This window comes from Nocardia sp. NPDC047648, from assembly GCF_040642815.1.
GTDB classification, from domain to species: domain Bacteria; phylum Actinomycetota; class Actinomycetes; order Mycobacteriales; family Mycobacteriaceae; genus Nocardia; species Nocardia gamkensis.
This window is the reverse complement of sequence record NZ_JBEYSX010000017.1, coordinates 34,935-57,556: the sequence shown is the minus strand read 5'-3', so window position 1 is coordinate 57,556 and position 22,622 is coordinate 34,935. Positions and strand designations below refer to the sequence as shown.

Below are 22,622 nucleotides of genomic sequence, written 5' to 3'. Positions count from 1 at the left end.
GAGCCCCACCGCCTCGATGGCGAACACGGCTGTGGGTTCATCTCGCCGAGGGGTGTGAGTGCGCCTCGGGCAGCCGGTCCGGTAGCGGGGGAAGTTCGAGGTTTTCACGGAAGGTCGCGCCGACGTAGTCGGAGCCGACGATGCCGCGGCGGCGCAGTTCGGGCAGCAGTCCGTTGAGGAGGAAGTCACGGGTGCGTTCGTCGGCGAGTCCGCCGAGGGAGATCACGTCGAGGACGCCCGCGTCGTAGCGTTCTTCGATCGCGTCGGCGAGTTGCTCGGGTGTTCCGACGGCCGCCCAGTGGCCGGTGTCCTTGGCGGCGATGATGAGTTCGCGCAGTGTTTTTCCCGATCGGGCGAAGTTGCTGAAGATCTCCACGCGGCCGCGTCTGCGGTGCACGGACGTCACGTCGGGCAGCAGGCTCTCCGGCAGTGGCTTGTCCAACGGCAGGCCGGACAGGTCGACGCCGCCGCCGAGCATGTCGGCGAGGGCGGCTCGCCCGGCTTCGAAGTCGGTGGCCTCCGCTTGTTCCCGCGCCAGGCGCCTGGCTTCGGATTCCGTGGCGCCGTAGGTGGCGTGGAAGGAACTCATGATCAACGGCAGGCCGTCGGCGCGGCCGAGTTCGTTCGCACGGGCGCGGATGCGCTTGGTGTAGGTCACCGCGTCTTCGAGGGTCGGCAGCGAGGTGAACACGACTTCGGCGAATCGCGCGCCCAGTTCGATGCCGCCGGCCGACTGCCCTGCCTGGAACTGGACCGGCCTGCGCTGCGGCAGGGGCGGGATGTTCAGCGGCCCGCGCACGGTGAAGTACCGCCCGGTGTGCTCGATGGGCCGCACTCGGGTGGGGTGCAGGATCGCGCCACCGTGCCCGTCGGCGCTCAGGGCGCCTGGCTGCCAGCTGTCGAACAGGGCGTTGACCACCTCGAGGGATTCGGTGGCGCGGGCATAGCGGTCTTCGGGGCTCGGCAGTTCCTGGTCGCCGTAGTTCTCCTCGCCCACCGAGGAGGTGACGGCGTTCCAGGCCGCCCGGCCGTTGCTGATGTGGTCGAGGGTGCCGAAGAGCCGGGCGAGATTGTAGGGGTGGTGGAAGGTGGTGGTCACCGTCGCGATGAGCCCGACGTGCGAGGTCACAGCGCTCAACGCGGACAGGAAGATCAGTGGTTCCTGCGCGCCGATCGCACCCTGCGCACCGAAACTCAGGAGGTCGGCGGCGAACAGAGCGTCGAACTTGTGACGCTCGGCGATCTTCGCGACCTCGATCGATGACGCGACCGTGGTCGCGTCCGGATCGATGGCCGCCGCGTACACGCCGACCGCGCCGCTGACTCCGGTGACGGTCTTCAGCGGCCGCCGCCGCCCACCAGCATTTACCATTGCGGCGACGCTACCGGCGCGCACCGCCGAGGTAACGGTTTGCGATCAGCGAGATGTTTTCCGCGCGAGCGGGATCCGAAGTGTCATGCCTGCTCCGGCTGGTCGCCGGCGGTGGGTGGCTGCGCGGGCGGCACCCGGACCACGCCGGTGTCGAGATCGATGTCGAACCGCGGCGTGTAGGCCTGTCCGTCGCTGTCCTCGCTGCCCTCGTGGGTCAGCTTCTTACCTGGGAACAGCTCCCCGATGACGCCCATACGATCACGATACGCCGGGAGCGCGATGGCGAGTCGCCACGCGATAGCCGAGAGACGGTTCCATTTCGGCACCTGTGGGGCTGGGGCTCGGTTAGCATCAGTTTGCTCCGATCGGCCGAGGACCGCGGCACGGGAGTACTGGGCGACCGACACCGTAATCGAACGACAGATCGGCCACCGCATGGAACAAGACGCCGACCTCGCCCAGGCCCGGGTCTTCTTGGAGTTGCTCACCCGGCGAGCCCAGACATTGGCGCGGGATATCGAATTCTCCTATCGCGGCGATCCCGCCGCACGTCATGAGTTGCACAGCGAGTTGTGTGCCGTGCGCCGTTTCATCGACCGGTTGCACCGCAGATTCCCGGAAGCCGCGCAGCCGCAAGCCGATCGGCAGCAGGCCGCTGTCGCGGCGAACCGCGCCGGGGCGCGGCGGACGTGGGGTTGAGACAGCCGTGCCGGTATCCGGCCGCGCCGGTGTCAGCGGCGCGGGGCGGCGGCTGGGTGGTCGTGGACGGGCACGGTGAGCATGGCCACGATCATGTCCACGATTTCGGCGGCGTCTGCGGGGTGGGCGGTGCGGACGCCCGATTCCAGGGTGCGCTCGTAGTCGGCGATCAACGCGAACATGACGGTGGCCATGGTCTCCAGGCGCTGTCTGCGCAGGCGCCGCGGCAGCCCGGTCAGCGCGGCGTCCAGGCGGGTGGTGATGATGCGGACGGCGGCGCGGTCGGCGCCCGCGAGGCGGTGGGCGTCCGCCACCACCGGGTGGGTGCGCACGACGTCCAGGAACCGGCCCAGATGGGTCACTCGGTCGTGGCCGAGCAGTTCTAGGATCGGGGTGGCGAGCATGGCGACGAGGGCGTTCACGTCGTTGGCGCGGCCCTCGGCTTCGTGGGCGGCCAGCAATTGCATGCGGCGCTGTTCGAGCCGGTTCATCCGGCGCTCGACAATGGCTTCGATCAGTCCGGTGCGCGATTCGAAGTAGTAGTGCACCGCGGAGTTGTTGCGCTGACCGGCGGCGGCGGCGATGTCGCGCAACGGCACGTCTACGCCGCGTTCGGCGATGAGGCGTTCCCCGGCGTCGAGCAAGGCGGCGCGCGATTCGTCGCTCGGCATATCCGCACTGTACTAAACACGAGCCTTGACGATGTTAAACACAGATGATTAATTGAACGGCGTGGATGATGTGGCGGTGGTCACCGGCGGCCCGATCTTTCAACTGTGCTGGGTGGTGGCCGATCTGGCCGCGGCCACTCGGGCGTTCGCCACTCGGTACGGAGTCGGCGACTGGTTCACCATCCCGGAGGTCCATTTCGGGCCCGGTACCGCCGAACTGCGCGGGGCGCCCGCCGATTACACGATCGGCGTGGCGCTCGGTTACGCGGGCGGGCAGCAACTGGAGCTGATCGAGCCGCGTGGCGGGGTGAGCCTGTATTCCGAGCACCTGGCACGTGTCGGTCCCGGACTGCATCACGCCGCCTGGGTGCCCGACGACTACGACGCCGCGCTCGCCGAGGCCACCGAGGCCGGCATCGAGATCGCCGCGCGTGGCAGGTTCGAGGGCGTCGGGATGGAGTTCGCCTACCTCGACGGTGGGCCGATCGGCTCGTACATCGAACTGCTGCGGCTCTCGCCGGAGATGAGGGCGATGTTCGACCACCTGATTCCGGAAGGCTTCACCAACCCATGGCAGTAGGCGGTGATCCACCGGGCGGCCTCGACACCATCGAGGCGGCCCGGTTCCGCTTGCGGCAGTTCCTCTCACGTCTCGGCGCCGGCCCGATCCCCTGGCACCGGCGCCGGGACCCGCGCGGCGCGCTGGACGCGCCAGGAAGGCGAGCACTATGCGCTTCACCTACGCCGAGACGATGACCGATCCGTCGTATTACCTCGCTCTCGCCAAAGCCGCCGAGGAGGCCGGCTACACCTCCATGGCGGTCGCCGACAGCGTGGCGTATCCGAAGGAGTCCGACGCGAAGTATCCCTACACCCCCGACGGCAGCCGCGAATTCCTGGAGGACAAACCGTTCGTCGAGGCGTTCGTGCTCAGCGCGGCGATGGCGGCGGTCACCACCACGTTGCGTTTCACGCCGTTCGTGCTGAAGCTGCCGATCCGGCCGCCCGTGCTGGTGGCCAAGCAGGCCGCCTCGGTCGCCGCGCTGAGCGGCAACCGGTTCGGGCTGGGCGTCGGCATCAGCCCCTGGCCCGACGATTTCGAGATCATGGGGGTGCCGTTCGACAAGCGCGGCGCGCGGATGGACGAGTGCATCGACATCGTGCGCGGGCTCTCGGCGGGCGGCTACTTCGAATACCACGGGCAGTTCTACGACATCCCGCCGATCAAGATCAGCCCGGTGCCGACCGAACCGGTGCCGATTCTCGTCGGCGGGCACAGCAAGCCCGCGTTGCGCCGGGCCGCGCAGCGCGGCGACGGGTGGATGCACGCCGGTGGCGACGGCGCCGAACTGGACCGGCTGCTGGCCGAATTGGATGTCCTGCGCGCGGAGTACGGCACCCGCAAGGATTTCGAGGTGCATGTGATCTCGCTGGACGGGTTCACCGTCGACGGCATCAAACGCCTCGAGGACAAAGGGGTCACCGACGTGATCGTCGGCTTCCGGCTGCCCTACACCACCGAGCAGGACACCGAGCCGCTGGAGACGAAGATCGCCAACCTGTCGCGCTTCGCGGAGAAGGTCATTGCGCGGGTCGGCGGATAGGCCGGGACGCGAGCGCGGCGGTGGCCGCGGCGAGGGTCTGCGCGCGGTAGCCCGCGCCGAACAGCACGAGGTGCACCAGCAGCGGATGCAGTTGATGCAGCGGCGTGCGGGTTCGCCATCCGTCGGCGAGCGGATGGGTCTCGTGGTAGGCGGCCTGGATGCGGTCCAGGTGTGGAATGCCGAAGAGGGCGAGCATGGCCAGGTCGGTCTCGCGGTGGCCGGCGTGCGCGGCGGGATCGATGAGCATCGCCCGTCCCTGGGTCCACAGGACGTTGCCCGACCACAGGTCGCCGTGGATGCGAGCCGGTGGTTCGGTGGGTCCGGCCAGGTCATCGATGCGATCGATGACGCGCTCGATCAGGCGTGTTCCGTCTTCGCCGAGATGCGGGGCCGCCCGGGCGAGGTAGGGGGTGAGGCGATATTCGGCGTACCACCGCGACCACGGTCCGCTGGTCGGGGTGTTGGGCAGGGGCAGGCTCGCGATCCAGCCCTCCCACAGCGCACCGAACAGCGCGGCTCGGTGGGCGTGCAGTGTGGCCAGTTCGCGACCGAATCGCTCGGCGGCCGCGGGGGTGGGGCCGGTTTCCTCCAGCCACGGCAGCACCAGCATCCGGTCGTCGACGGCCAGCACCTCCGGCAGCATGGCCTGGTTGCCGTCGCCGGCCGGGCCGGGCGCGGTGTCTCGCAGCCAGGTCAGACCCGCCGCTTCCGCCGCGAAGACGGGTGTCGGCTCGGCCGTCGCCTTCACGAACAGCGATCGGCCGTCGGCCGTTTCGGCGCGGTGCAGGGTCCACGCGTGACGGGCGCCGAGGTCGGTGACGGTGCGCACGGGCACGGTCAGCAGCGCCGACAGCTGGGCCGCGCGGCTCACCGGGCGCCCGCGGTGAGCCGCTTCATCGTGTCCTCGTCGGCGGGGAAGAACGACTCGATGGCCAGTTCGGCGACGGTGACGTTCATCGGGGTGCCGAACACCGTGGTGACACTGAGAAACGACAGCTCGTTCCCGTCGTGGTCGATCCGCAGCGGCACCACCGCCTGGTCGGGTTCGGGGACGGCGAGTTCCACTTCGCCGCCGGGATAGGACCGCAACTCCTCGAGCAGATCGGCCAGGTCCGGGGAGCCGGTGACCTCGGCTTGGCGCGCCAGGCGGGCGAAGATGTGGCCGCGCCACTCGGCGAGGTTGCGGATGCGGCCTGCCATGCCGTCGGGATGCAGGCTCAGGCGCAGAGCGTTCACCGGCGGTGTCACCAGCGCCGGATCGATACCCGCGATGAGCACGGACACGCCGCTGTTGGCGTCGACCATCGTCCAGTTCTGGTCGATGGCCAAAGCGGGGTAGGGCTCGTGACCGGCGAGGATCTGGCGCATGGCGCCGCGAACGGCGTCCATCGCGGGAGTGTCCAGGCCGGGTTGCGCGTAGGCGGGGGCGTAGCCCGCGGCCAGCAGGACACGGTTGCGCTCGCGCAACGGGATCTCCAGATGCTTGGACAGGTGCACGATCATGGTGCGGCTCGGGGTGGCGCGTCCGGTTTCGATGAAGCTCAGATGCCGCGCCGAGGTGTCGGCCCGTCCGGCCAGTTCCAGCTGGCTCAGCCTGCGTTCCAGACGCCAATGTCGCAGCAGGTCACCTGCCGTTGGGGTACTCACGCCCCGATCCTACGAACGGCCGGGGGGCGTGGCCATTACCTCTCGGGTAATGACGACTACCCCTGCGCGGCACGCGGATACCCGGCCGGAAGGCTCGTTTTCCGGCCGGACGTCCGTGCTTTCACGCCATCTCGGGTACGCGCAGGTGCGCGAAGGCCAGATCGAACTCCCCCACTTCCAGGACGTTGGCGCCCACCCGTTGGGTCGCCGTGGCCCTGATCTGATTGGTCTGCTCGCGGCTGCCGTCCATCGCCTGCCGGTTCTCCCACACGGTCGCACCCACCGCTCGGCCGCTGTCGCGGTCGATGAACAGGCTCGCGCTGCAGAATCCGTCGAGCATCTCCGTCTGCGGCAGAACTTCCATCTTGAACATGTCGGCCAGCCGGTCGACCTGGGCCGGATCGACCTGGACCCAGGTGCAGCGGGTGCAGGCATCGTTGCCTGCCGGGTGGTCACGGTGCATCACCGCGATCTCCCACTCCTCCACGCGCTCGGCCCGCCCGCCGAGGCGCCGGGCCATGCCCTCACGCAGTTGCTGGACGCGTCCTCTGCTGGCACGCAACGCCTCCTCGCTCTCCCAGGAAGTCGTGGCGATGCAGCGTCCCGTCGACCGGTCGGCCATCAAGGACAAACCGACCCATCCCTGGATCTCGGACAGCTTCGGCATCAGTTCATCACGCAGATATGCGAGCCCGTCGTCCATCGATGACGGTTGCGCCGCGATGGTGCTGGAACGTGCGTACACGGGCCACCTCCTGCCCTGTCAGGGTGGCGCCCCGGTGGCGCCACCGGACATAATTCACCTTCCTCCAGGCCACGCCCGCACGCAATGCCCGCACCCGTGGACGCGGTGCCTGGCCGTATGGGCGGTCCTCTCCCCGACGGCCCGATCGAGCTGCCGTAGCCTAGGTCGATGACCGACCGGGGGATGCTCGAGGATTCGGAGTCGCTGCGCTTGGCGCGCCTATTCCTCGGCGGGACGGTGGATCTGGTCATCGACCGCCCCTACGGGAGCCGTCACCCGCGGTGCGGTTTCCGCTACTTCGCCAACTACGGCTACGTGCCGCTCACCCGTGCTCCCGATGGGCTGGAGCTCGACGCCTACTATCTCGGACCGTCCGAACCGCTGGTTTTCGCGCGCGGGTGTTGCGTCGCGATCGTCCACCGGCTCTACGACGATGACGACAAACTGGTCGTCGTCCCGCCGGGCGGTCCCGTCCCGGACGACGCGGCGATCGATGCGGCGGTCGCGTTCCAGGAGACCGCCGGGCACTATGCCCTCGTGCGGAACCGGCCGGCGATAGCCGGACGCGTGCCGATTGGGCGCGCGGATACCGGGTAGGACCCGGGCATGGAACTGTTGGTGATTCTCGCGCTCGCGGTGCTGGTCGGCGCCGTGATCCTGTATCGGAAGAGGACCGGTAAACGGCCCGGGGCACCCGAGGTGCCGGGCAACGACGGCGAGTAGGGAGCGGCTATGAGTGCGATGGACCCCGATCCCGCGAAAACCCCCGATCTGGAACCGGGCGGCGGAGTGGCGCCGGGCGCGACCCCGCCGGACACCCCGCAGACCTCCGGGCTGTCGGCGCCGGAGCCCAGCACCAGCCATCACTTCCCGGTCACCGGGGTCGTGGCGATGCTCATCGGAGCGCTGGTGATCCTGTTGTTCCTCGCCGTGGCGGTCGGCATCGTGGTGTCGATGCTGTGACCCGCCCCCGCTGCCGGTCGGCCGTCACGGCCGACCGGGCGGGTAAGCGTGCGCGAAACGTCACAGGATCGGCCTGCCACCGGTGACCGCGATGCGAGCGCCGGAGACGTAGCTGCCGTCGTCGGAGGCCAGCATGACGTAGGTGGGAGCCAGTTCGGCCGGTTGACCGGCGCGGCCCAACGGCGTGTCGTCACCGAACTTCGCGACCTTCTCCACCGGCATGGTGGAGGGGATCAGCGGGGTCCAGATCGGTCCCGGCGCCACGCTGTTGACCCGGATTCCCCGTTCGCCCAGCAATTGCGCGAGGCTGGCGGAGAAGTTCGCGATGGCGGCTTTGGTCGCGGCGTACGGTGCCAGGGTCGGCGAGGGCATGTCGGAGTTGACCGAGGAGCTGCCGATGATCGACGACCCCGCGGGCATGTGCGGCAGCGCCGCCTTCACCAGGTAGAAGTAGGCGTTGATATTCAATTTGACGGTGTGCTCGAATTCCTCGTCGCTGATCTCCTCCAGCGTCTGGTGTGTCATCTGGAAGGCCGCGTTGCTCACCAGGATGTCGATCTTCCCGAATTCCCGCACGGCCCGATCGATGACGGCGCGGCAATGGGCGGCCTCCGACAGGTCGCCGGGCACCAGGACGGCTTTGCGTCCGGCCTGCGTCACCAGGTCGGCGACTTCCTTGGCGTCCTCGTCCTCGTCGAGGTAGGAGATCAGCACGTCCGCGCCCTCGCGTGCGTAGGCGATCGCCACCGCCCGGCCGATTCCGCTGTCTGCGCCGGTGATGACGGCGGCCTTGCCGGTCAGTTTGCCGGAGCCACGGTAGCTGTCCTCACCGCAGTCCGGTACGGGGGTCATCCGGGCCTGGATGCCGGGAACTTCTTGCTGCTGCTCGGGAAACCCCATGTCGGTGTTCTCCTTCTCCGCTTCGTGGGCTGGGGGTGATTCACGTGTCCTGGTTGTGCCGCCAGTCGCGCACCGCGTCGCGAGCGCGGTCGAACACCGCCAGCGGCGGGCCCGCCAGCAGGTTCGCGACAGCGGACTCCCCCGTGTGCGGGTGCGGGCGGGTGGGTGCCACGGCTTCGGCGGCGCGTAGCGAGCCCGCCATCCGCTGCAACTGGCTGGTCGAGAACTGCGCGCGCAGCAGGGTGAACTCCTCGGTCTCCTCGTGCGCGGCGTGCTCGGCCACGGCGTCGGCGAACTTCGCGAGCCGGGCGTCGAAATCGGGGTGGTCCACCCCCAGGTCGTAGAGGTCCGCGAGGGCGCGTTTGGCCGCGTTCTCCTCCTCCAGCCGCGGCTGCACGATGTCGGCGTCCGCGCCGAAACGAGCCCGCCCGGCGACCGGATGCACGACCTCCTCCTCGGCGCTCTCGTGCACGGCCAGCAACCGCACCAACTCGGTGAACAGCTCCTGTTTCCCGTTTTCGCCCGCCTTCAGCCGCGCCAGCAACGCGAAGATCTCCTCGTGCTGGGCGGTCAGCAGCTCGACGACATCCTGTTCGGTCATCGCACACTCGTTTCTGTCGCTACGGAATGAACTCCTGGACTTTGGTTTTCGCACCCTGCGCGATCAGATGCCAGGCGTCCGGGTCGCCGCGCAGCACGGCTTCGGCGGTGTCCTTCATCTGATCCCAGGTCGCGTGCGGCGGGATGGGCGGCACGTCGGGGTCGCAGTGCACGTCGAGCACCACCGGGCCGTCGGCGTGCAGGGCGCGGTCCCAGGCAGGCCCGAGCTCCTCGGGAGTGCGCACGGTGATGCCGGTCAGGCCCGCGCTGCGGGCGACTTCGGCGTAGGAGACGTCGGGAAGGGCCTGCGACTGCTCGAATTTCGGTGCGCCGCCCATGGCGCGCAGCTCCCAGGTGACCTGGTTGAGGTCGTTGTTGTGGAAGACGCAGACGATCAGGCGCGGATCGCTCCAGCGGGGGCGGTAGCGGGCGATGGTGAGCAGTTCGGCCATCCCGTTCATCTGCATGGCGCCGTCACCGACCAGCGCGATCGCGGGCCGGTCGGGGTGGGCGAACTTGGCGCCGATGGCGTAGGGCACGCCCGGCCCCATGGTCGCCAGGGTGCCCGACAGCGACCCGCGCATCCGGCCGCGCAAGCGCAGGCAGCGGGCATACCAGTTGGTGGAGGACCCGGAATCCGCGGTGACGATCGCGTCGTCGGGAATGCGCTCGGACAGCTCCCACACCACCCGCATGGGGTTGACCGGGTGGGCGTCCAGCAGGGACTGGCGTTCGACGGTCTGCCACCAGCGGGCGACGTTCTTCTCGATCTTCTCCCGCCAGCCGCGGTCGTCCTTGCGCCGCACGAGCGGAATCAGTTCCGCCAACGTCGATCTCGCGTCGCCGACCAGGTTCACCTCGGTCGGGTACCGCATGCCGATCATGGTGCCGTCGATGTCGATCTGCACGGCGCGGGCCTGCCCGAACTCGGGTAGGAACTGGCTGTAGGGGAAGTTCGATCCGACGATCAGCAGCGTGTCGCAGTCGCGCATGAGTTCGTAACTGGGCCTGCTGCCGAGCAATCCGATCGCTCCGGTGACGAAAGGCAGATCGTCGGGCAGGACGTCCTTGCCCAGCAGAGCCTTCGCCACGCCCGCGCCGGTGCGCTCGGCGAGTTCCACGACCTCCTCGGCGGCCGAACGGGCGCCCTGCCCGATCAGGATCGCGACCTTGGATCCGGCGTCGAGCACCTCCGCGGCACGCCGGATGTCCTCGTGCGCGGGAATCACGCGCGCCGCCGCCTGTCCGGGCGAGCTCGACGGCACCTGCTTGAAGGCGTGCTGCGGTGGCTCGTAGGGCTGCTCCTGCAGGTCCGACGGCAGGATCACCGCGGTCGGGGCCCGCCGCGCGATCGCGACCCGGAAGGCGCGGTCCAGCGCGTTGGGCAACTGGGCGGCGACGTTCACCTCGACCAAGTAGTCGGACGCGACGTCCTTGAACAGGTTCTGTAGATCGACTTCCTGCTGATAGCTGCCGCCCATCGCGCTGCGCGCGGTCTGCCCGACGATCGCCACCACCGGGACGTGATCGAGTTTCGCGTCGTACAAACCGTTGAGCAGATGGATCGCCCCCGGGCCCGAGGTCGCGGTGCACACGCCCACCTTGCCGCTGAATTTGGCGTATCCGGTGGCCTGGAACGCCGACATCTCCTCGTGGCGGGCTTGGATGAACGCCGGATCGTCGTCCGCGCGGCCGAAAGCGGCGATCAGGCCGTTGATCCCGTCGCCGGGATAACCGAAGACCTGCCGCACCCCCCACTCCCGCAGACGTTGTACGACGTAGTCACCGACCTGTCGAGCCATAGGGGTCCTCCTGTCCTGTGCCGGTGGCGGGGTCCGTCGCCAGGCGGGTACCCGGGCGGTGCAGCGCCAATCAGCGCGCCACCGGCGCCGCCACAGGCGCGGGCGCCGGCGCCTGCGGCTGGGGCTGGGGCAGCAACCGAGGAATCAGCACGGCGGCGGCGGTGGCGGTCGTCGCGCAGGTGGTCGCGATCCCCCATCCGACGGGATCCAGCGGGCGGCAACCGAAATAGGTGCACAGCCCCGGCGTCATCACCACCGCGCCGAGCACCGCGCCGCTCGCGGCGGTGGTGAGCCACACCAGCGGGCTGCGGTAACCGGAGACCAGCGTCTGGCCGAGTTGGGTGCCGATGAGCGCGACCAGGCCGATGGTGGCGGCGCGCCGCTGTGTGCCGGTCACGCGGCCGAGGGTCCACGCGACCGACGCGCTGGTGGCCGTCGCGACACCGCGGACGCCGAGGGTGTGCAGCAGATCCGTGCCCAGGTGCGCACGTGGGAGTTCGGCCAGGCGTTCGGCCGCCCGCTCCGCCTGGGTCTTCGGATCGTCGGTGTCGTCGGGATCGACCGCGTCCCCGTCCCGCGACAGCGCCAGCGCCATCGCGGGGAACATGTCGGTGAGCATGTTCACCAGCAGGAACTGCCGGGTGCCCAGCGGCGCTCGGCCGCTGACGGCGGTGCCGTACAGCGTGAAGGCCACTTCGCCCGCGTTCCCGCCGACCAGCACGCCGACCGCGTCGGTGACCCGCTGCCACATGCCGCGCCCTTCGACGAGGGCATGCAACAGCACGAGGGGGTCGGGGCGGGTGAGCACCATGTCGGCGGCATTGCGCGCGGCGATGGAACCCTGTGCGGCCAAACCGATTCCGACGTCGGCGGTGCGGATGGCGGCGGCGTCGTTGCTGCCGTCGCCGGTCATGCCGACGACGTGACCCGCGCGGCGCAGCGCCGCCACGATGCGCACCTTCTGTTCGGGATCGACGCGGGCGAAGACCGTGCCCTGTTCGATCAGTTCGGCTTGGGCGGTCTCGTCGAGGCGGTCGAGATCCGCGCCGGTCACCACCTCGCCCGCCTCGATGCCGAGCTGGCGGGCCACCGCCGCCGCGGTCACCGGGTGGTCGCCGGTGATCATGCGCACGCTGATGCCGTTGCGTTGCAGCGCGGTGACCAGCGGCAGCGTTTGCGGTCGCGGGGCGTCGGCGAGGCCGAGGAAGCCGAGCAGGGTGAGTTCCACGACCGCCGCCTCGACGTCGTCTGGTGGGGTGGAAAGGTCGCGCCGGGCCACCACCAGCACCCGCAGGCCCTGCTCGGCCAGATCGCGCACCGCTCGTTCGGCGCGTTCGCGCATGCGCTCGTCGAAGGGGTGGTCGGTGTCGTTCACCCGCACCTTGGTGCAGCGCGACAGCACGACTTCGGGTGCGCCCTTCACGATCAGCCGCAGTTTGCGGGAGGTGTGGCCGAGGGTGGCGGCGTATCCGCGGTTGGATTCGAACGGGATCTCCTCGATCGCATCCCACTGCCGGGCGTCGTCACCGAGTATCCGGGCCGCGGCGTCGACGACGGCGCGGTCGGTGGCGTGCGCGATCGGTCCCTCGGCGGGATCGGGGCAGGCGCGGGCCGCGGCGCGCAGCAGACGGTGCGCGTCTTCGGAGCCCGCGTCCGGGGACCACTGGTCGTCGAGATCGGCGAGGGTGGTCAGGCGCAGCCGCCCCTCGGTGAGGGTGCCGGTCTTGTCGAAGCACAGGGTGTCCACCCGGCCGAGGGCCTCGACGGTGCGGCTGGCGCGCACCAGCACACCGTGCCGCGACAGCCTGCGGGCGGCGGCGAGCTGAGCGACCGTGGCCACCAGCGGCAGTCCTTCGGGGACCGCGGCGACCGCGACCGCGACGCCGTCGGCGATGGCGGTGCGCAGCGGCCTGCCGCGCAGGATGCCCAGCCCGGTCACGACGCCGCCGCCGGTGAGCGTCAGCGGCAGGGCGCGGTCGGTCAAACGGCGCAGCTGCGCCTGCACACCGGCCTTCTCGGGCGGGATGGCTCCGGCGGCGGCGCGGCCCGCCTGGGTGTCGTGGCCGACGGCCACGACGATCGCCCGCCCGGCGCCGTTCACCACGGTGCTGCCTTCGAAGACCATGCAGGCGCGGTCGGCCACCGACGTGCCCGGGGTGGCGGGGACCTGCTTGTCGACGGTGATCGACTCGCCGGTGAGGCCGGATTCGTCCATCTCGAGGTCGTCCGCGCGCAGCAGCCGCGCGTCGGCGGGGACCACGTCCCCGGCGCGCAGCACGATGACATCGCCCAGTGTCAGCAGGTTCGCGGGCACGCGGGTTTCGCGCGGTTCGCCCGCGTCGAGTTCGGCGCGCTCGATCACCCGGGCGGTGAGCTGCTCGCCTTCGAACAGCCGGTGCAAGGCGCCCTCGGCGCGCTGCCGCTGCCAGGCGGACACCAGCGCGTTCACCGCGAGGACCGACGACAGCAGCACGGCGTCCGAGGGGGCGCCGAGCACGGCGGTGGCGACCGCGCCGACGCCGAGGATCGGGGTCAGCGGATCGGCCAGTTCGCGGCGCAGTTGGCCCGCGAACGACGCCGCCGAGGTGAGCACGCGCACCCCCGGGATGCGGGCAGCGGTGTCCGGCTGGGCACGTTCCCGCACCGGCCCGGGCTGCGGCAACCGGCTCAATACCTCGCCGGGTTCGAGGGCGTGCCAGGGCAGCAACGGGGCGAGGGTGGCCGGTGGCTCGGTGCGCGCGGTGCGCCATCCGGTGTAGGCGCCGCTGAGCAGACCGGTGTAGTGAGCGGCGGTCATGGGCGAGGCCCGGCCCGCGCTGTCGGGGGCGACCGCCAGCAGCAGCCCGCCCAGCGCGGCCGCCGACAGCGCCAGCGAGCGGCCGCGTTCGCTCACCTGCCGGGCCGGGGCGATGGCGGCGAGGACGCGGTGCGCCTGGCCGAGGTCGCGGCAGACCGCGTCGGCGGTCCAGGGCATCTGGAGGGCGTTGTCTTCCCGCATGGCCAGCCCGATTCCGACATCGGCGCAGGCCAGGGCTTTGTGGGCGCGGGGGCTCAGGACCGCGACGACGTGGCCGTCCTGTTGCAGTGTGCGCACCCGCTCGCTGAGCGAATGGGATGGGGAGACGAATTCGTCGGCCATCGACCGCAGTTCGGCGGCGTCGGCGCCCGCGGCGAGGGTGACGCGCAGGCCCGCGCTGCGCGCCCGGCTCAGCAGCGCGTGCGCCCGCCGGTCGAGTTCGCGGCCGACCAGGACTCGTCCGACCGGTTTGCCGTTGTCGTGGAGTTCGCGCCATACGGGGCGGGGTGTGGCACCGTCGTCGGGTTTTCCGGTGGCCGGGTGCACCAGTGTGCGGTGGCCGCCGGACGACAGGTAGCGATCGGTGTCGTCCGGCTGCGTTTCGTTGTTCGCGGCTTCGCCGGCCTCCCGCTCCCACAGCAGGCGCTGGCCCGCGCTCCACACGTCGGCGACCGACCATCTCTGGTCGGTCGTTTCGGCGTCGAGTACCAAGCGGCGGGAGGTCAGCAGCGATTCTCCGTCGATGACCAGGGCGGACAATCGGTCGAGTCGCCGCCAGACCCGTGGGTGCAGCGTCAGCACGCCCGCGCGGCCGAGCACCGTGGAGACGAGGGCGCCGTAGGCCTCCCGGCTGGCCCGCGCCGCCTTGGGTGCGCCGAGTTCCAGCGCGTCGGCGGCGCCGAACAGGCCGCGGCCGCCGAGGACGGAGGTGACCGCACCCACCAGCGCGCCCGCCGCTGTTTCGTCGGCGACCCGCTCGATCGGACCCTGCGGCATCTCGACCACGCGGATCGACGGTGAGAGCGGATCGCACACTTCCGCCGGGCGGCGGTCGATCTCGGTCTCCCAGTTGCGCCACTGCGCGTACCTGGTCATCGACTCGGTCAGGGTGAAACCACGGTGCACCGCGTCGATGACCAGATTCGCCGTGCCCGCCGCCGCGCTGTTGCCCAGGGCGTTGCCGATGGCGTTGGCGGTGGTGAGCACCATGTCCGTGCGTGTACGGCCGAGCTGTTCCTCCAGCCGTTTGCGCAGCCGCGGCTGGGTGTCGACGAAGGCTGCCGCCGCGCGCAACATCCGGGCGGGCCCGCGCAACGGCAGCACGGCGCCCACCGCGGACAATCCGATCGCACCCACGTCGCCTGCGACCTGGATCGCGGCCGCGAGCAGTGGTTCCCGGTCCCCGGGGTGCTCGCAGCCGCGGCTCCAGTCCAGGTCGCCGACCGCGGTGTCCGCCTCGACGGACTCGATGGCCGACACCAGGGCGGGCAGGTCGGCCGCGCCGTGCTCGAGCGCGGCGACGACGCGGCCGGTCACCGCGTTCACCCGCCACCAGCGCACATCGCGGCGCCGGTCCAGCGTCCGGTGCAGCGCCTGCGTGACGTCTCCGCTCTTACCGGAGTCCAGCCCGCGCACCTCGACGGTCGCCCGGTCCTCGTAGAGCGCCACGCGGCGGCGCGAACGCAGCGCGTGCGGATCGATCAGCGCCGCGAACTCGTCGCGCAACTCCTCGTCGCTTCCCAGGTTCAGTAGCGACGCCCCCGCCCGCGCGCCCGCGGCCACCGCCTGCACCGGCGCCTGTGCCGCTTTGGTTCCCAGATCGACGACCTTCTCCACGCCGGCGCGGGCCATCTCCGCCGCCACGGAGGTCGGCGCCTCGAGCCACCACGGTGAGACGAGTCCACGTAGTAAAAAGCTCATACCCGGCAGCTACCCAGGCAAAGACAGAGCAAACCGTCCGCGGCCGCGGTCTCGGACCTCGGCCGGGGCCGGTGCGCCGGTCAGTTCGTGGCGGTCGGGTCGAGTACCACCTTCACCGCACCGTCGGTCTTCTGCTGGAACATCGCGTAGCCCTCCGCCGCGCCGGTCAACGGCAGACGATGGGTGGCGAAGGTGTCCACGCCGAGCGGGTCGCCGTCGCTCAGCAGCGGCATGATGTCCTCGACCCACCGCTTGACGTTCGCCTGGCCCATCCGCACCTGGATCTGCTTGTCGAACAGCACCCGCATCGGCAACGGGTCGAGCATGCCGCCGTAGACGCCGATCACCGAGATCGTGCCACCGCGCCGGACGATGTCGATCGCGGAGTTCAGCGCCGCGAGCCGGTCCACGCCCGCGGTGTCCATCACCTTCTGGGCCACCAGATCCGGCAGGAACGCCGCCGAGCGCTGGGCTGCCGACGCGATCGGCGACCCGTGGGCCTCCATACCCACCGCATCGATCACCGAGTCGGTGCCGCGGCCATCGGTCCAGCCGCGGACGATGTCGCCGACCGGCTCGTCGACGGCGCCGATGTCGATCACCTCCACACCGCGGGCGGCCGCCCGCGCCAGCCGTTCGGGCACCCGGTCGACACCGATGACGCGATAGCCGCGATGCGCCGCGACCCGGCAGGCCATGTCCCCGATCGGGCCGAGGCCGAGCACGGTCATCGACCCGCCGTCGGGCACCGCGGCGTATTCCACCGCCTGCCATGCGGTGGGCAGGACGTCCGACAGGTACAGGAAGCGGTCGTCGGCCGGTCCCTCGGGCACCTTGATATGGGTGGCGTCGGCATGCGGCACCCGCAGATACTCGGCCTGGCCGCCGGGCACCTGCCCGTAGAGCTTGGAGTAGCCGAACAGGGCCGCGCCACAGCCGTATTTGCGGACCTGCGTCGTCTCGCACTGGGTGGGCAGGCCGGTGCGGCACATGTAGCAGGCGCCGCAGCTGATCTGGAACGGGATGACGACGCGATCCCCGCGGGTCAGGCCGGTGACGGCCGAGCCGGTCTCGATCACCCGTCCCATGGGTTCGTGCCCGAGGACGTCGCCGTTGCTCATGTACGCGCCGAGCACTTCGTACAGGTGCAGGTCGGATCCGCAGATTCCGCTGGAGGTGACCTCGATGATCGCGTCCGTCGGGGCCTCGATCCGCGGATCGGGCACCGTCTCCACGGCGACTTTGCGCCGCCCTTGCCAGGTCACTGCCTTCATCCGCGCGCTCCTCCGGTCGAAGTCGGTACAGTCCCCGTCCTACCCGGACGCCTGCGCCCGAAACGACCGGCGACGGGTTCGCCCGTACGAACGCCGGGAGGCGCAGAACGCGACCGCATCCCCCGGGCGCGACCGAATGGTCGCCGCACGCGAGGGGTACCCCGCCGGGACCTGGATCCGGTCGCCGATGCCGAGCGGTGGCCGCCGTCGGGCGGCGGTCCCGCACTCCGACGGACACATTCCCATTGCGCGGCACGCGGATTCGGGACGTTGTCGCAGACCGCGGTGGTGGGGGGGTGCGAGGATGCCATGAGCCGGCGGTGCGCCGAATGTGTGCCGCCGCAGATCCGGGGTAGGCGGTAGCCGTGGACCATACACGAGCTCCTCTCCTGGAAGCGCTTGCCGACTATCACCGGCTGGGCCGCTACGGCTTCACGCCGCCCGGGCATCGGCAAGGACGCGGCACCGACGAACGCGTCTTGGAGGTGATCGGCCGGGACGCCTTCGGCTCCGACGTGCTGGCCACCGCCGGGCTGGACGACCGGCTCTCGCGCGGCGGCTATCTCGCGCGGGCCGAAGCGCTGATGGCCGACGCGGTCCGGGCGGAATCGGCGTTCTTCTCCACCTGCGGCAGTTCCCTGTCGGTCAAGGCGGCCATGATGACGGTGGCGGGCGGCCACGACGGCGGCCTGCTCGTGGCACGCGACAGCCACAAGTCCGTCGTCGCCGGGCTCGTCTTCTCCGGCGTCCAGCCGCACTGGATCACGCCGCGCTGGGATGCCGAACACCATTTCGCGCACCCGCCCTCGCCGCAGCAGGTCCGCGAAGCGTGGGACGCGCACCCCGGCGCCGCGGGGGCGCTGATCGTGAGCCCGAGTCCCTACGGCACCTGCGCGGACATCGCGGGCATCGCCGAGGTCTGCCACGAGCGGGGCAAGCCCCTGATCGTCGACGAGGCCTGGGGCGCGCACCTGCCCTTCCACGAGGATCTGCCGACCTGGGCGATGGACGCGGGAGCGGATCTGTGCGTGGTCAGCGTGCACAAGATGGGCGCGGGCTTCGAGCAGGGCTCGGTGTTCCACCTGCAAGGCGATCTCATCGACCCGATCCGGCTCAGCGAATGCGCCGACCTGCTGATGACCACCAGCCCGAACGTGCTGGTCTACGCCGCGCTCGACGGCTGGCGCAGGCAGATGGTCGAGCGCGGCCACGAACTGCTCGGCGACGCCCTGCGGGTCGCCGAAAAGGCCAGGCGGCAGCTCGCCGAGATACCGGGTATCGAGGTGCTGGAAGACGAACTGCTCGGCGCGGAAGCCTCGCACGACCTCGACCGGCTGCAGGTCCTGATGGACGTCTCCGGCACCGGGGCCAGCGGCTACCAGGCCGCGGACTGGTTGCGCGAGCACCGCCGCATCGACATGGGGTTGAGCGATCACCGCCGCCTGCTGGCCACGCTGTCGATGGCCGACGACAAGGACACCGTCGACACCCTCGTCGACGCCATCGCCGCCTGGCGCGACCAGCTGACCGATCCCCAGCCGCCGCGCATCGACCTCCCCTCACCCGAGGACCTGCAGCTCGAGACCGTGATGCTGCCGCGCGACGCCTTCTTCGGCCCGGTGCAGACGGTGGACGCGCGCGACGCCGTAGGCCGGATCGCCGCCGAGCAGCTCACGCCCTACCCACCGGGCATTCCGGTGGTCGTGCCCGGGGAACGCATCGATGCCGCCGTCGTCGAGTACCTGCGCACCGGGCTCGACGCGGGAATGAACGTGCCCGACGCCGCCGACTCCCGGCTGCGCACGATCCGGGTCGTCGCCCGCGACTGAACCGGACACATGGTGAATCAGGAGGTTTCCTTCATGGCCGGACCGACCGCACTCGCGCTGGTGTGCACGCTGAAGAAGTCGCCCGCCGAATCCAGTAGCGACCTCATCGCCCGCCAGGTACTCGACGAACTGGCCGGGCACGGCGTGCAGGGCACGGTGTTGCGCGTGGTGGATTACGACGTGCTGCCCGGCGTCACCGCCGACGAGGGTCCCGGCGACCAGTGGCCCTCGATTCGCGAGCAGGTCGCGGCGGCCGACATCCTGGTGGTCTCGACCCCCACCTGGGTCGGGCACATGTCGTCGGTGGCGCAACGGGTGCTGGAGCGATTGGACGCCGAGCTGTCCGAGACCGACGACGCGGGCCGTCCGGCGATGGTCGGCAAGGTTGCCACGGTCGCGGTGGTCGGCAACGAGGACGGCGCGCACAAGATCGTCGCCGATCTGTTCCAGGGGCTCGACGACATCGGATTCACCATTCCGGCGCAGGGCTGCACGTACTGGAACGATCAAGCCATGGGCGGCACCGATTACCAGGACCTCGATTCGGTGCCCAAGGCCGTGGCCTCCGCCACCGCCGCGCTGGCCAGGAACGCCGCCCACCTCGCCCGGCTGCTTGGCGCCCAGCAATACCCGCCCGCCGACTGAAGACCGAACGCCCACACGATGGCGCCGGCACCTCCCCTGAGGCGCCGGCGCCATCGTCTGTTCAGGCCAGCACGGCGTCCACGGTCTTCTTCAGCGCCGAGGGCTGGGCCGGCGAGGTCGGCGCCTTCTTCCTGAGTTCCTCCATCCGGGCCCCGATCTCCTGAAGCTGCTTGCGCCCCAGGCTTTCGCGCACCTTCGGGAACCACTCGTTCTCTTCTTCGTCGATGTGGTGGTCGACGTTCTCGATCAGCACGGTGGTCTTGGCGGTGAAGTGCTCGTCGTCGGGCTTCATCGTCGACAGCTCGGTGACCAGCACGTCGGCGACGTGATGCTCCTCGTAGGACTCCAGGATGTCGTCCTCCAGCTCCGGAACGAGTTTGCGGACCTCGGGGTACATGCACTCGTTCTCGAGATACGTGTGCACGGTGAGCGCCTCGATGATCTTCTTCACCACTTTGCCCTTGGTCTGCGTTGCGTCCTCACCCGCCTTCTCGAACTCGCGGAACAGTTTCCGGAGCGCCTTGTGGTCGTCGCGCAGCAGCACGATCGCGTCGGTCGTCATCGCTTTCTCCTTGCGTCAAGGGCCGGTTCTCTGCCGACATTCCCGGCGCCACCGCACCGAAACCGGGTGGCTGCCGTGCGGTCGGACACGGGCCGGGCCGTAGGGTGAGCGGCAGACAGCGCAGAAAGGACGCAGATGCCACAGGCGGACGAGAACGCACACGAACTCGCCGAATCGGCGCAGCAGTCGGAGATCACCGTGGCGGTCGCCGAATCGCTCACCTCCGGCCGGCTTTCTGCCACGCTGGGTGCGGCGCCGAACTCGTCCGAATGGTTCCGCGGCGGCCTCGTGGCCTACAGCACGGAGGTCAAGCGCACGGTCCTGGGTGTGCCCGACGTGCCGGTGGTGTCACAGACGGCGGCCGAAGCGATGGCCACCGGAGTCCGCGGTTTGCTGAAAGCGGCTGTCTCCGTGGCGGTCACCGGCGCGGGCGGCCCGGACCCGCAGGACGGTCAGCCGCCGGGCTCGGTCTGGTTCGCGATCGCCACCGAGCACGGCGTGCGCGCGTGGCACCGTCAGTTCGACGGCGAACCGGTGGAGGTGGTCGAGCAGACCGTCGCCTGCGCCACCGAATCACTGCTCGACACCGTCCGCTCGCTGGGTTCGGACGCTTCCCCGGCGTGACCCGCGGTCACGACGAACGGCGATGCCTGCGGTGGCTGGTGTCGCAGAACGGATAGTTCTTCGAGCGCTTGCACAGGCACAGCGCCACCAGGAACCGGTCGGAGCGCAGCGTCCGCCCGTCCGCGGTGACGAACTCCACCGGGCCCTCGATCAGGGCGGGACCGTCGGCGGTGAGTGTCACTCGCCGCCACTGCTCATTGTCGGATGCGGTCGGCACGGATCACCACCAGATCTTCCATACGCTGACCGGGCCCGATCAGCCCGGCCGATTCCAGCCACTGCGCGCGCCGGCGCAGCACGGGCCCGAACGGCACGGTCGCCCGTGCCACGATCGCGGCCTTGAGTTCTCGCTCCCGCAGTTGCGCCAAGGTCGAATCCGGATCGCTCAGCGCCGAATGCACGATCAACGCTACCCCCCGCGGTTTCAGCAGAGTGGGCAGCGCCGCGCACAACTGGTCGAGGATCGCCCTGCCCCCGGCCCCGGCGTCCCAGGCCCGGGCGATGCCGCGGCTGTCGGTGCCCTCGGGCGCGGGGACGTAGGGCGGATTGGCCAGTACCAGATCGAAACTGCGCCCGCCGAGGACCGCGGCGAAATCACCGCGCAACACCTCCGCGTCGATGCCGCGCAGCCGGCAGTTCAACCACGCGGACACGACGGCGGAACGGGACACGTCCACCGCCGTCACCCGCGCGGCGCCCGTGTACGCGGCGGCGACGGCCAAGGCGCCCGTTCCGGTACACACGTCCAACGCGTGCCCGCCGCGCGGAACGCCCGCTTCGGCCAGAGCACGCACGAGCAACCAGGTGTCCAGCTGCGGCGAATAGACGCCGGGAGGTCGAATCAACATCACATTCGGCGGATAGCCCGCCCAGCGCTGCTTAATCGTCCGCACCGCCACGCCCGCGCCCGCCATCGCGCAACGATCCGCGGCCCGCGCGCCAGGACTCCAGCACATGATCAGCGAATCGGTCCTCCAGCAGATTCGTCACCTGGATACCGAACGCCACCGACTCGGTCAGCTGGGGTTCCCGCCGCAGCAGGTCGCCGATCACCCCGGTGCGCATGATCTGCTCGTGCACCGCGTCGGCTTCGACGTGCTCACGGTAGAACAGCACGCACGCCGGATCGGCGTCCAAACGCTCCAGCGCCTGCACCAACCGCTGCGCGCCGGGCGGGGAGGTGATCTCCACCGTGGCGAAATGGCCCACCAGCGCGCCCCGCCACGACCGGTGCAGCCCGAACAGCGACATCATGTTCACCAGCGCGAGCATCGGCGCGGGAACCACGTCCAGATAATGCAGATAGTCCGGATTCAGGCCGGCGCCGGCCAGCAGGTCGGCGTACAGCTGCGCGTGCACGCGTTCGCCGCGCCCCGCCCCGAACTCGTCGAACTCGACCGCCACCAGCGACGCCTTGGCTTGGCCGCGCAGCCGGGGAATCACCCATGCGTACGGATCGGCCTCTTTGTGGTGATAGATCGAACGGTGCACGAAGTACTCGCGCATCTGCCACCACTCGCCCTCGTCGCGCAGGAAGCGGCTCACTCCGTCCGGGTCGGCCGGGGTGACCAGCAACTGATCGAGTTCCGCGTCGAGATCCCCGCCGCCGGGCACGTCCTCGCGCAGCGCCCGCAGGAACCGCTGCTCCAGCGCGGCGCGCAGACCCAGCAGGCCCGGATCCCATTCCCATCCCGGGTCGACCGCCGGGAAACCGTGATAATGCAGCTCGTAGCAGGTGTGCAGAGCCAGGTGCAGGTCTTCGCCGTACGGATCCGCCGGACCCGGCCGCGGCACCGATCCACCCGGTTCGCCGCGCAGCAGCTGCACCACCGCTTCCGACAGCTCACCACGCGGGCGGGGCAGTTCCTGCTTCGGGGCGCCTAACATGACCGTCATACCGGTCGCTTACCCCGGTGCGGCGCTGTTATCGCGGCCTCGCGCGGAAAAGTACGCACTGTGGCCGTCCCG

23 protein-coding genes are annotated in these 22,622 nt (G+C 70.2%); 8 read left to right on the top strand and 15 right to left on the bottom strand.

Features of this window, described 5'->3' with window-relative positions:
• Positions 1–37: 37 nt before the first annotated feature.
• Together ABZ803_RS29285 and ABZ803_RS29280 are read right to left on the bottom strand one after the other, a co-directional pair.
• Positions 38–1,372, bottom strand: a complete 1,335-nt coding sequence (locus tag ABZ803_RS29285; protein ID WP_357044201.1) for an NtaA/DmoA family FMN-dependent monooxygenase — start codon at positions 1,370–1,372, stop codon at positions 38–40.
• A gap of 83 nt (positions 1,373–1,455) precedes the next feature.
• A complete protein-coding gene (locus ABZ803_RS29280; RefSeq protein WP_357044199.1) occupies positions 1,456–1,626 on the bottom strand; it encodes a hypothetical protein in 171 nt (56 codons plus the stop codon).
• 181 nt (positions 1,627–1,807) lie between these two features.
• On the opposite strand from ABZ803_RS29280, the gene ABZ803_RS29275 reads away from it, so the two are divergent.
• A complete protein-coding gene (locus tag ABZ803_RS29275) occupies positions 1,808–2,071 on the top strand; it encodes a hypothetical protein (RefSeq protein WP_357044197.1) in 264 nt (87 codons plus the stop codon).
• 32 nt (positions 2,072–2,103) lie between these two features.
• On the opposite strand, the gene ABZ803_RS29270 is transcribed toward ABZ803_RS29275, so the two are convergent.
• On the bottom strand, positions 2,104–2,742 hold the full coding sequence (locus ABZ803_RS29270; protein WP_357044195.1) for a TetR family transcriptional regulator: 639 nt from the start codon (positions 2,740–2,742) through the stop codon (positions 2,104–2,106).
• A 61-nt stretch (positions 2,743–2,803) separates the two neighbouring features.
• On the opposite strand from ABZ803_RS29270, the gene ABZ803_RS29265 reads away from it, so the two are divergent.
• Together ABZ803_RS29265 and ABZ803_RS29260 are read left to right on the top strand one after the other, a co-directional pair.
• On the top strand, positions 2,804–3,322 hold the full coding sequence (locus ABZ803_RS29265; protein WP_357044193.1) for a VOC family protein: 519 nt from the start codon (positions 2,804–2,806) through the stop codon (positions 3,320–3,322).
• A 148-nt stretch (positions 3,323–3,470) separates the two neighbouring features.
• Positions 3,471–4,346, top strand: a complete 876-nt coding sequence (locus ABZ803_RS29260) for a TIGR03619 family F420-dependent LLM class oxidoreductase (RefSeq protein ID WP_357044191.1) — start codon at positions 3,471–3,473, stop codon at positions 4,344–4,346.
• Here the strand turns inward: ABZ803_RS29260 and ABZ803_RS29255 are convergent.
• From ABZ803_RS29255 to ABZ803_RS29245, 3 genes are all read right to left on the bottom strand, one after another.
• Positions 4,324–5,217, bottom strand: coding sequence for a fructosamine kinase family protein (locus tag ABZ803_RS29255; protein ID WP_357044189.1), 894 nt, complete (start codon positions 5,215–5,217; stop codon positions 4,324–4,326). The genes ABZ803_RS29260 and ABZ803_RS29255 overlap by 23 nt on opposite strands.
• Positions 5,214–5,993, bottom strand: coding sequence for a helix-turn-helix transcriptional regulator (locus ABZ803_RS29250; RefSeq protein ID WP_357044187.1), 780 nt, complete (start codon positions 5,991–5,993; stop codon positions 5,214–5,216). The genes ABZ803_RS29255 and ABZ803_RS29250 overlap by 4 nt, the downstream gene beginning before the upstream one ends.
• Positions 5,994–6,114: 121 nt before the next feature.
• Complete coding sequence (locus ABZ803_RS29245; RefSeq protein ID WP_357044185.1) at positions 6,115–6,738, bottom strand: hypothetical protein; 624 nt, start codon at positions 6,736–6,738, stop codon at positions 6,115–6,117.
• Between the two features lie 168 nt (positions 6,739–6,906).
• Between ABZ803_RS29245 and ABZ803_RS29240 the strand changes: the two genes are divergently transcribed.
• Positions 6,907–7,335 (top strand): hypothetical protein, encoded by a 429-nt coding sequence (locus tag ABZ803_RS29240; protein WP_357044183.1) that lies wholly within the window; start codon positions 6,907–6,909, stop codon positions 7,333–7,335.
• 135 nt (positions 7,336–7,470) lie between these two features.
• The gene (locus tag ABZ803_RS29235; RefSeq protein ID WP_062970613.1) at positions 7,471–7,701 is read left to right on the top strand and encodes a DUF6480 family protein; all 231 of its coding nucleotides are present in this window, start codon (positions 7,471–7,473) and stop codon (positions 7,699–7,701) included.
• Between the two features lie 60 nt (positions 7,702–7,761).
• Here ABZ803_RS29235 and ABZ803_RS29230 read toward each other — a convergent pair whose 3' ends face one another.
• From ABZ803_RS29230 to ABZ803_RS29210, 5 genes are all read right to left on the bottom strand, one after another.
• Positions 7,762–8,601 carry an SDR family oxidoreductase gene (locus ABZ803_RS29230; protein WP_062970615.1) on the bottom strand — a complete coding sequence of 280 codons (840 nt, stop codon included), beginning with the start codon at positions 8,599–8,601 and terminating at the stop codon, positions 7,762–7,764.
• 40 nt (positions 8,602–8,641) lie between these two features.
• Positions 8,642–9,202 (bottom strand): hemerythrin domain-containing protein, encoded by a 561-nt coding sequence (locus ABZ803_RS29225; protein ID WP_357044181.1) that lies wholly within the window; start codon positions 9,200–9,202, stop codon positions 8,642–8,644.
• A 19-nt stretch (positions 9,203–9,221) separates the two neighbouring features.
• The gene (locus ABZ803_RS29220; RefSeq protein ID WP_357044179.1) at positions 9,222–11,003 is read right to left on the bottom strand and encodes a thiamine pyrophosphate-requiring protein; all 1,782 of its coding nucleotides are present in this window, start codon (positions 11,001–11,003) and stop codon (positions 9,222–9,224) included.
• 70 nt (positions 11,004–11,073) lie between these two features.
• Positions 11,074–15,720, bottom strand: a complete 4,647-nt coding sequence (locus tag ABZ803_RS29215) for an HAD-IC family P-type ATPase (RefSeq protein ID WP_357044177.1) — start codon at positions 15,718–15,720, stop codon at positions 11,074–11,076.
• Between the two features lie 80 nt (positions 15,721–15,800).
• Entirely contained in the window at positions 15,801–16,994 is a 1,194-nt protein-coding gene (locus ABZ803_RS29210; protein WP_357044175.1) for an alcohol dehydrogenase catalytic domain-containing protein, read from the bottom strand.
• Between the two features lie 365 nt (positions 16,995–17,359).
• Here ABZ803_RS29210 and ABZ803_RS29205 point away from each other — a divergent pair, with 365 nt between their 5' ends.
• Both ABZ803_RS29205 and ABZ803_RS29200 read left to right on the top strand, forming a co-directional pair.
• Positions 17,360–18,823 carry an ornithine decarboxylase gene (locus ABZ803_RS29205; protein WP_357044173.1) on the top strand — a complete coding sequence of 488 codons (1,464 nt, stop codon included), beginning with the start codon at positions 17,360–17,362 and terminating at the stop codon, positions 18,821–18,823.
• A gap of 33 nt (positions 18,824–18,856) precedes the next feature.
• Positions 18,857–19,468 (top strand): NAD(P)H-dependent oxidoreductase, encoded by a 612-nt coding sequence (locus tag ABZ803_RS29200; protein WP_357044171.1) that lies wholly within the window; start codon positions 18,857–18,859, stop codon positions 19,466–19,468.
• A gap of 61 nt (positions 19,469–19,529) precedes the next feature.
• Here ABZ803_RS29200 and ABZ803_RS29195 read toward each other — a convergent pair whose 3' ends face one another.
• Positions 19,530–20,030 carry a hemerythrin domain-containing protein gene (locus tag ABZ803_RS29195; RefSeq protein ID WP_357044169.1) on the bottom strand — a complete coding sequence of 167 codons (501 nt, stop codon included), beginning with the start codon at positions 20,028–20,030 and terminating at the stop codon, positions 19,530–19,532.
• Positions 20,031–20,165: 135 nt separating this feature from the next.
• Here ABZ803_RS29195 and ABZ803_RS29190 point away from each other — a divergent pair, with 135 nt between their 5' ends.
• The gene (locus tag ABZ803_RS29190; RefSeq protein WP_357044167.1) at positions 20,166–20,654 is read left to right on the top strand and encodes a CinA family protein; all 489 of its coding nucleotides are present in this window, start codon (positions 20,166–20,168) and stop codon (positions 20,652–20,654) included.
• 7 nt (positions 20,655–20,661) lie between these two features.
• Here the strand turns inward: ABZ803_RS29190 and ABZ803_RS29185 are convergent, their stop codons facing one another.
• Genes ABZ803_RS29185 through ABZ803_RS29175 form a run of 3 tightly spaced genes read right to left on the bottom strand, consistent with a single transcriptional unit; the run spans position 20,662 to position 22,550 of the window.
• Positions 20,662–20,835, bottom strand: a complete 174-nt coding sequence (locus ABZ803_RS29185) for a CDGSH iron-sulfur domain-containing protein (protein WP_357044165.1) — start codon at positions 20,833–20,835, stop codon at positions 20,662–20,664.
• A gap of 13 nt (positions 20,836–20,848) precedes the next feature.
• Positions 20,849–21,568 (bottom strand): HemK2/MTQ2 family protein methyltransferase, encoded by a 720-nt coding sequence (locus tag ABZ803_RS29180; protein WP_357044163.1) that lies wholly within the window; start codon positions 21,566–21,568, stop codon positions 20,849–20,851.
• A complete protein-coding gene (locus ABZ803_RS29175; protein ID WP_357044161.1) occupies positions 21,534–22,550 on the bottom strand; it encodes an iron-containing redox enzyme family protein in 1,017 nt (338 codons plus the stop codon). Before ABZ803_RS29175 ends, ABZ803_RS29180 begins: the two co-directional genes overlap by 35 nt.
• Positions 22,551–22,622: the final 72 nt, after the last annotated feature.

What these genes read in the sequence shown, in the direction of transcription:
- ABZ803_RS29285 (WP_357044201.1), bottom strand. Translation starts at nt 1,372, where the DNA reads ATGGTAAATGCTGGTGGGCGGCGGCGGCCGCTGAAGACCGTCACCGGA.
- ABZ803_RS29280 (WP_357044199.1), bottom strand. Translation starts at nt 1,626, where the DNA reads ATGGGCGTCATCGGGGAGCTGTTCCCAGGTAAGAAGCTGACCCACGAG.
- ABZ803_RS29275 (WP_357044197.1), top strand. Translation starts at nt 1,808, where the DNA reads ATGGAACAAGACGCCGACCTCGCCCAGGCCCGGGTCTTCTTGGAGTTG.
- ABZ803_RS29270 (WP_357044195.1), bottom strand. Translation starts at nt 2,742, where the DNA reads ATGCCGAGCGACGAATCGCGCGCCGCCTTGCTCGACGCCGGGGAACGC.
- ABZ803_RS29260 (WP_357044191.1), top strand. Translation starts at nt 3,471, where the DNA reads ATGCGCTTCACCTACGCCGAGACGATGACCGATCCGTCGTATTACCTC.
- ABZ803_RS29240 (WP_357044183.1), top strand. Translation starts at nt 6,907, where the DNA reads ATGACCGACCGGGGGATGCTCGAGGATTCGGAGTCGCTGCGCTTGGCG.
- ABZ803_RS29235 (WP_062970613.1), top strand. Translation starts at nt 7,471, where the DNA reads ATGAGTGCGATGGACCCCGATCCCGCGAAAACCCCCGATCTGGAACCG.
- ABZ803_RS29230 (WP_062970615.1), bottom strand. Translation starts at nt 8,601, where the DNA reads ATGGGGTTTCCCGAGCAGCAGCAAGAAGTTCCCGGCATCCAGGCCCGG.
- ABZ803_RS29225 (WP_357044181.1), bottom strand. Translation starts at nt 9,202, where the DNA reads ATGACCGAACAGGATGTCGTCGAGCTGCTGACCGCCCAGCACGAGGAG.
- ABZ803_RS29220 (WP_357044179.1), bottom strand. Translation starts at nt 11,003, where the DNA reads ATGGCTCGACAGGTCGGTGACTACGTCGTACAACGTCTGCGGGAGTGG.
- ABZ803_RS29215 (WP_357044177.1), bottom strand. Translation starts at nt 15,720, where the DNA reads ATGAGCTTTTTACTACGTGGACTCGTCTCACCGTGGTGGCTCGAGGCG.
- ABZ803_RS29210 (WP_357044175.1), bottom strand. Translation starts at nt 16,994, where the DNA reads ATGAAGGCAGTGACCTGGCAAGGGCGGCGCAAAGTCGCCGTGGAGACG.
- ABZ803_RS29200 (WP_357044171.1), top strand. Translation starts at nt 18,857, where the DNA reads ATGGCCGGACCGACCGCACTCGCGCTGGTGTGCACGCTGAAGAAGTCG.
- ABZ803_RS29195 (WP_357044169.1), bottom strand. Translation starts at nt 20,030, where the DNA reads ATGACGACCGACGCGATCGTGCTGCTGCGCGACGACCACAAGGCGCTC.
- ABZ803_RS29190 (WP_357044167.1), top strand. Translation starts at nt 20,166, where the DNA reads ATGCCACAGGCGGACGAGAACGCACACGAACTCGCCGAATCGGCGCAG.
- ABZ803_RS29180 (WP_357044163.1), bottom strand. Translation starts at nt 21,568, where the DNA reads ATGGCGGGCGCGGGCGTGGCGGTGCGGACGATTAAGCAGCGCTGGGCG.
- ABZ803_RS29175 (WP_357044161.1), bottom strand. Translation starts at nt 22,550, where the DNA reads ATGACGGTCATGTTAGGCGCCCCGAAGCAGGAACTGCCCCGCCCGCGT.